The sequence below is a fragment of the Thiobacillus sp. genome, assembly GCF_024708915.1.
Genome location: NZ_JANJXQ010000197.1, coordinates 1 through 6,888 on the forward strand (window position 1 = coordinate 1; position 6,888 = coordinate 6,888).

Below are 6,888 nucleotides of genomic sequence, written 5' to 3' on the forward strand. Positions count from 1 at the left end.
GCGCTGAGTTTTTTCTGGAGCGCGTCGCTGCCGCTGGTCGAGGCGATGACGCTGTCGCATCTGGGCGAGCGCACCGACGCCTACGGCCGCATCCGCCTGTGGGGCTCGGTCGGCTTCATCGTGATGGTGGTGGGGCTGGGCTATGCCTTCGATCATGTGTCGATCAGCTGGCTGCCGTGGGCGGTGCTGGCGGTGATGCTGGGCATCGCGGCCTTCGCTCGCGTCATTCCCGAGGCCGAGATCCTGCCGCATCCCACCGACCATCACTCAGTGTGGGACATCGTCAGGCGGCCGGAGGTGGCGTCGCTGCTGGCCGCCTGCCTGCTGATGGCGGTGACGCACGGGCCGTACTACACCTTCTATTCGATCTACCTGGTCGACCACGGCTACGACAAATCCACCGTGGGCTGGCTGTGGGCGCTCGGCGTGCTGTGCGAAATCGGGGTTTTTCTCGTCATTCCGCGTATTTTTGCGCGGGTGACGCCGCGCAAGCTGATTCTGGCGAGCTTCGCACTGGCGGTGCTGCGCTTTCTGCTGATCGCCTGGGGGGTGGAGTCGGCCTGGCTGGTGTGGGGCGCGCAGACGCTGCATGCCTTCACTTTCGGCACCTTTCACGCGGCGGCGGTGGCACTGATCCATGCCCATTTCCGCGGACGCCACCAGGCGCGCGGGCAGGCGCTCTACACCAGCCTGTCCTACGGCATCGGCGGCACCGTCGGCGGGCTGGCCAGCGGCCTGACCTGGGACACGCTGGGCCCGGCATGGACGTTCACCCTGGCTGCCGCGAGCGCGGCGCTGGCGTGGGCGGTGTATGCGGCGTGGGGGAAAACAAAATCCGTGCCCGTCGGCGCCCAGCTATGAAATAATTGGACTTTACGTAATTTGCCCTTCCCATGCCCGGCCAGACCTTATTCCAGAAACTGTGGGACGCCCACGTCGTCCACGTCGAAGCCGACGGCACCACGCTGCTCTACATCGACCGCCACCTGGTGCACGAAGTCACCAGCCCGCAGGCGTTCGAAGGCCTGAAGCTGGCCCACCGCATGCCGCGCCGCGCCGACGCGGCCATCGCCGTGCCCGACCACAACGTGCCGACCACCGACCGCAGCCAGGGCATCGCCGACCCGATTTCGCGCCTGCAGGTGGAAACGCTCGACGCCAACTGCGCCGAGTTCGGCATCACCGAATTCAAAATGGACGACATCCGCCAGGGCATCGTCCACGTCATCGGCCCGGAAGAGGGCCTGACCCTGCCCGGCATGACCGTGGTGTGCGGCGATTCGCATACTTCGACGCACGGCGCGTTCGGCGCGCTGGCCTTCGGCATCGGCACTTCCGAGGTCGAGCACGTGCTGGCTACCCAGTGCCTGTGGCAGAAACCGTCGAAGACCATGCTGGTGAAGGTCGAAGGCCAACTCGGCCGTGGCGTGACGGCGAAGGACATCGCGCTCGCCATCATCGGCGAGATCGGCACCGCCGGCGGCACCGGCTACGCGCTGGAGTTCGGCGGCGCGGCGATCCGCGCGCTGACGATGGAAGGGCGCATGACGCTGTGCAACATGGCGATCGAGGCGGGCGCGCGCGCCGGCATGGTGGCGGTCGACCAGACCACCATCGACTACGTCAAGGGCCGGCCCTATTCGCCAGCGGGCGCGGCATGGGACCAGGCAGTGGCGTGGTGGAACACGCTGCATTCGGACGCCGATGCGGTGTTCGACCGCGTGGTCGAGCTCGACGCGGCGAAGATCGAGCCGCAGGTGACCTGGGGCACCTCGCCCGAGATGGTGACGACCATCAATGGCCGCGTGCCGAATCCGGCCGACGCGCCGAGCGAGGTCAAGCGTCACGACTGGACGCGCGCGCTGGAATACATGGGCCTCGCGGCCGGCACGCCGGTCGCCGGGATTGCTGTGGACAAGATCTTCATCGGCTCGTGCACCAACTCGCGGATCGAGGATCTGCGCGAAGCCGCCGGCGTAGCGAAGGGCCGCAAGGTCGCGTCCAGCGTCAAGCTGGCGATGGTGGTGCCGGGCTCCGGGCTGGTCAAGCAGCAGGCCGAGGCCGAAGGCCTGGACAGGATTTTCGTCGAAGCCGGCTTCGAATGGCGCGAACCAGGCTGCTCGATGTGCCTGGCGATGAACGCCGACCGGCTGGAACCGGGCGAACGTTGCGCCTCGACCTCCAACCGCAATTTCGAGGGGCGCCAGGGGCAGGACGGCAGAACCCATCTGGTCAGTCCGGCGATGGCCGCAGCGGCCGCGTGCGCCGGGCATTTTGTCGATGTGCGACACTTTTAAGGAGAACCGTATGAAACCGATGATCGCTATTTTGATTGCCGCCGCACTGACGCTGGCCGGCTGCAACACCGTTCGCGGCGTGGGCCAGGATATCGAGAAAGCCGGCGACGCGATTCAGAAGTCGACCAAGTAATGCAGGCTTTTACCGTTCTCGACGGGCTGGTGGTGCCGCTCGACCGCGCCAACGTCGACACCGACGCCATCATTCCCAAGCAGTTCCTGAAGTCGATCAAGCGCTCGGGCTTCGGCCCCAATCTGTTCGACGAATGGCGCTATCTCGACCACGGCGAGCCCGGCAAGTCGAATCACGACCGTCCGCTGAACACGGAATTCGTGCTGAACCAGCCGCGTTACCAGGGGGCGTCGGTGCTGCTGGCGCGCGAGAATTTCGGTTGCGGCTCCAGCCGCGAGCACGCGCCGTGGGCGCTGGAAGACTACGGATTCCGTGCCATCATCGCGCCGAGCTTTGCCGATATTTTCTACAACAACTGTTTCAAGAACGGCCTCCTGCCCATCGTGCTCGACGCCGGGATCGTGGATCGCCTGTTTCGCGAGTGCGGCACGAACGAGGGCTATGCCCTGACCGTCGACCTGGATGCGCAGACGGTGACGACGCCCACCGGCGAAACGATCCCCTTCGATGTGGATGCGGGGCGCAAGCATCGCCTGCTCAATGGCCTGGACGACATCGGCCTCACCCTGCTACAGGCCGACAAGATCCAGGCGTATGAAGAACGGCGCAAGGTCGAAGCCCCTTGGTTGTTTGCGTGATTGATTTTTTATCCGCGAAGGACGCGAAGGTCACGAAGAAAAGCTTTTCTTCGCGTTTCTTCGCGTGCTTCGCGGACACAGGGTTTTAAAACATGAAAATTGCAGTCTTGCCGGGTGACGGCATCGGTCCGGAAATCGTCGCACAGGCGCTCAAGGTTCTGAATGTGTTGAAAGCCGAGGGCGCGAAAATCGAAATGGAGTCCGCGCCGATCGGCGGCGCCGGCTACGACGCCGCGGGCGATCCGCTGCCGGAGGCGACGCTGAAACTCGCGCGCGCAGCCGACGCGGTACTGCTCGGCGCCGTCGGCGGGCCGCAGTACGACGCGCTCGACCGCCCGTTGCGCCCGGAGCGCGGCCTGTTGCGCATCCGCAAGGAACTCAATCTTTTTGCCAACCTGCGCCCGGCGCTGCTGTACCCCGAACTGGCGGGCGCGTCGTCGCTGAAGCCCGAGGTGGTGTCGGGGCTCGATCTGATGATCGTGCGCGAACTCACCGGCGACGTGTATTTCGGCCAGCCGCGCGGCATCGAGGTCAGGAATGGTGAACGCGTCGGCTTTAACACCATGCTGTATGCCGAATCCGAGGTGCGCCGCGTCGCGCACGTGGCGTTCGGCATCGCGATGAAGCGCGGCAGGAAACTGTGCTCGGTCGAGAAGGCCAACGTGCTCGAGTGCTCCGAGCTGTGGAAGGAAGTGATGATCGAGGTGGGCAAGGACTACCCCGAGGTCGCGCTCTCGCACATGTACGTCGACAACGCGGCGATGCAGCTGATCCGCGCGCCCAAGCAGTTCGACACCCTGGTCACCGGCAACATCTTCGGCGACATCCTGTCCGACGCGGCCTCGATGCTGTCGGGTTCGATCGGCATGCTGCCGTCGGCCTCATTGGACGAGCACAACAAGGGCATGTACGAGCCGATCCACGGCTCCGCGCCCGACATCGCCGGCAAGGATCTCGCCAACCCGCTGGCGACCATCCTGTCGGTGGCGATGATGTACCGCTATACCTTCGTCGACCCGGCGACCGCCGACCGCATCGAGAACGCGGTGAAGCAGGTGATCGCGCAGGGCCTGCGAACCGGCGACATCTGGACCGAGGGCACGCAGAAGGTGTCGTGCAGCGAGATGGGCGACGCGGTGGTGAAGGCTTTGTGATTTTCTCCGCGAAGGACGCGAAGTACGCCAAGAAAAGCTTTTCTTCGCGTACTTCGCGTCCTTCGCGGATAAGTTTTTTTGGAGATGGACATGATGAAAGTAGGCTTGGTCGGCTGGCGCGGCATGGTGGGTTCCGTGCTCATGGGCCGCATGAAGGAAGAGCGCGATTTCGACCATATCGACCCGGTGTTCTTCACCACGTCCAACGTCGGCGGCAAGAGCCCCGACATCGGGCGCACGATTGATGGGGGGCAGCTGCCGCCGCTGAAGGACGCCAACAGCATCGACGACCTCAAGGCATGCGACACCCTCATCAGCTGCCAGGGCGGCGACTACACCAAGGCGATCTATCCGCAGCTGCGCGCGGCCGGCTGGAACGGCTACTGGATCGACGCTGCCTCGGCGCTCAGGATGAAGGACGAAGCCATCATCATCCTCGACCCGGTCAACAAGAACGTCATCCAGGACGGCATCGCCAACGGCGTCAAGACCTATGTCGGCGGCAACTGCACGGTGTCGTTGATGCTGATGGCGATGGGCGGGCTGTTCGACGCCGGGCTGGTCGAATGGGTGTCGCCGATGACTTACCAGGCCGCTTCCGGCGCCGGCGCGCGCAACATGCGCGAGCTGATCATGCAGATGGGCGCGGTGCACGCCGAAGTCACCGACCTGATCGGCGACCCGGCGTCGGCCATTCTCGAAATCGACCGCAGGGTGTCCGACTTCATCCGTTCCGACCGCTATCCGGTCGACGCCTGGCCGGTACCGCTGGCGGGCAACCTGATCCCGTGGATCGATGTCGCGCTCGAGTCCGGCCAGTCCAAGGAGGAGTGGAAGGCGCAGGTCGAAGCCAACAAGATCATGCGCCGCAGCGACAATCCGATCCCGATCGATGGCCTTTGCGTGCGCGTCGGCGCGATGCGCTGCCATTCGCAGGCGCTCACCATCAAGCTGACGAAAGACGTGCCGCTCGCCGACATCCATAGCCTGATCGCTGCGCACAACCAGTGGGTCAAGGTGGTGCCGAACGACCGCGAGATCACCATGCGCGAACTCACCCCGGCGGCGGTGACCGGCACCCTCAGCGTGCCGATCGGCCGTATGCGCAAGCTCAACATGGGGCCGCAGTACCTCACCGCGTTCACCGTCGGCGACCAGCTGCTGTGGGGGGCCGCGGAGCCCTTGCGCCGCATGCTGCGAATCCTGCTGCAAGCCTGAACACAAGGCCTGCCCTGCAGCAAGGCCTGGGCTGGTGCGATTGTTGCACTAAAGATTGCGCCTGCCGAGCCGTCAATAGTGACGTCAAGGATTCAACAGCCCCGCGCAGGGGCGAATAGGGAGAGATGGGATGAAATTGAAGCGCTTCACCACCCAGCTGGTGGCTGCAGGCTTGATTGCCGTGCCACTGATGACGCATGCAGCCGGGTTGGGCAAGCTGTCGGTCACTTCGGCGCTGGGGCAGCCTCTGGCGGCGGAGATCGAGCTCCTCGCAGCCGACAAGGCCGAACTCGACAGCCTGTCGGCCAGCCTCGCTTCCGACCAGGCATTTCGCGATGCGCGCGTCGAATTCGCCCCGGTATTGTCTTCCCTGCGTTTTGCGGTCGAGAAAAAGCCCAATGGCAAGGCCGTGCTGAAAGTGACTTCCAGCCGTCCGGTGAATGATCCTTTCATCGATATGCTGATCGAATTGAACTGGGCCTCGGGGCGGCTGGTGCGCGAATACACCATGCTGCTCGATCCGCCCGGCATGGGCGGCGCACAAACAGTGGTCCCGGTGGCGGTTACCCCGGCCCAGACGCCTGTTGCCGGGCCCATGCCCGCACCGGCCATGCAAAGCCAGGCCACGCCGGCACCGACGGCTGCAGGCAAGCCGCAGCCTGCTCCTCAATCGTCAGCTGCCGCTCCAGACCGCGTGGCGGTGAAGCGCGGCGACACCCTGGTTAAAATTGCCAGCCAGGTGCGTCCGGGGGGAGTGAGTCTGGAGCAGACCCTGCTGGGCCTCTACCGCGAGAACACTCAGGCTTTCAAGGGCAACATGAATCGCCTGAAAGCCGGTACGACACTGAACGTGCCATCGGCTGAAAAAGTGGCGGCCATTCCGCAAAAGGAAGCGGTGCGCGAACTCAAATTGCAGGCCGATGACTGGCGTGCCTACCGGCAGAAACTGGCCGGGATCGTGAGCGCAGCCCCGGAGGCCAAGGCGGAGCCGGGTCAGGCCAGCAGCGGCAAAATTACTCCGCAGGTGGAAGACCGCGCTAAACCGGCGCCTGAAGCCCAGCAAGACGTCCTGAAACTGTCCAAGCTTGCGCCGCCGGCCGCCGCCGGCAAGGTCGACGAAACCCGCGTCCTACAGGAAAAATTGCGCGCCCAGGAAGAGGATGCGACCGCACGCGACAAGGCGCTGCAGGAATCGGATCAGCGCGTGGCTGCACTGGAAAAGCAGATCCAGGACATGCAGAAGCTGGTCGAAATGCAGGAGAAGACGCAAAGCGAGGCGCCTGCTGCACCGGCCACGGCCCAGCCCACACCCAAGCCGGTCGCTGCGGCCGTCGAGGCGCCTGCGGCCAGTCCCGAACCGGCCGCAAACTGGTATGACCCTCTGCTCGCCAACCCGATGTATTGGGGCGGCGGTCTCGCCGCGCTCGGCCTGGGTGGCGTGCTGTGGT

At 64.8% G+C, this 6,888-nt stretch carries 7 protein-coding genes; all 7 read left to right on the top strand.

Annotated elements, in window-relative coordinates; genetic code table 11:
* A partial coding sequence (locus Q0L94_RS13470) for an MFS transporter (protein ID WP_296753984.1) occupies positions 1–861 on the top strand: 861 nt, incomplete at its 5' end.
* 32 nt (positions 862–893) lie between these two features.
* On the top strand, positions 894–2,297 hold the full coding sequence (gene leuC, locus Q0L94_RS13475) for a 3-isopropylmalate dehydratase large subunit (protein ID WP_296753986.1): 1,404 nt from the start codon (positions 894–896) through the stop codon (positions 2,295–2,297).
* A 10-nt stretch (positions 2,298–2,307) separates the two neighbouring features.
* The gene (locus Q0L94_RS13480) at positions 2,308–2,430 is read left to right on the top strand and encodes an entericidin A/B family lipoprotein (protein ID WP_296753987.1); all 123 of its coding nucleotides are present in this window, start codon (positions 2,308–2,310) and stop codon (positions 2,428–2,430) included.
* Positions 2,430–3,068, top strand: coding sequence for a 3-isopropylmalate dehydratase small subunit (gene leuD / locus Q0L94_RS13485; RefSeq protein WP_296753989.1), 639 nt, complete (start codon positions 2,430–2,432; stop codon positions 3,066–3,068). Before Q0L94_RS13480 ends, leuD begins: the two co-directional genes overlap by 1 nt.
* A gap of 92 nt (positions 3,069–3,160) precedes the next feature.
* Entirely contained in the window at positions 3,161–4,222 is a 1,062-nt protein-coding gene (gene leuB / locus Q0L94_RS13490) for a 3-isopropylmalate dehydrogenase (protein WP_296753990.1), read from the top strand.
* Positions 4,223–4,312: 90 nt separating this feature from the next.
* Positions 4,313–5,440, top strand: coding sequence for an aspartate-semialdehyde dehydrogenase (asd, locus tag Q0L94_RS13495; RefSeq protein WP_296753992.1), 1,128 nt, complete (start codon positions 4,313–4,315; stop codon positions 5,438–5,440).
* A 130-nt stretch (positions 5,441–5,570) separates the two neighbouring features.
* On the top strand, positions 5,571–6,888 hold a 1,318-nt coding region (locus Q0L94_RS13500; RefSeq protein ID WP_296753994.1), incomplete at its 3' end, for a FimV/HubP family polar landmark protein.

Bases quoted from the DNA above. Each gene is read 5' to 3' on its own strand.
- leuB (WP_296753990.1), top strand. From the start codon at position 3,161: ATGAAAATTGCAGTCTTGCCGGGTGACGGCATCGGTCCGGAAATCGTC.
- leuD (WP_296753989.1), top strand. From the start codon at position 2,430: ATGCAGGCTTTTACCGTTCTCGACGGGCTGGTGGTGCCGCTCGACCGC.
- asd (WP_296753992.1), top strand. From the start codon at position 4,313: ATGATGAAAGTAGGCTTGGTCGGCTGGCGCGGCATGGTGGGTTCCGTG.
- leuC (WP_296753986.1), top strand. From the start codon at position 894: ATGCCCGGCCAGACCTTATTCCAGAAACTGTGGGACGCCCACGTCGTC.
- Q0L94_RS13480 (WP_296753987.1), top strand. From the start codon at position 2,308: ATGAAACCGATGATCGCTATTTTGATTGCCGCCGCACTGACGCTGGCC.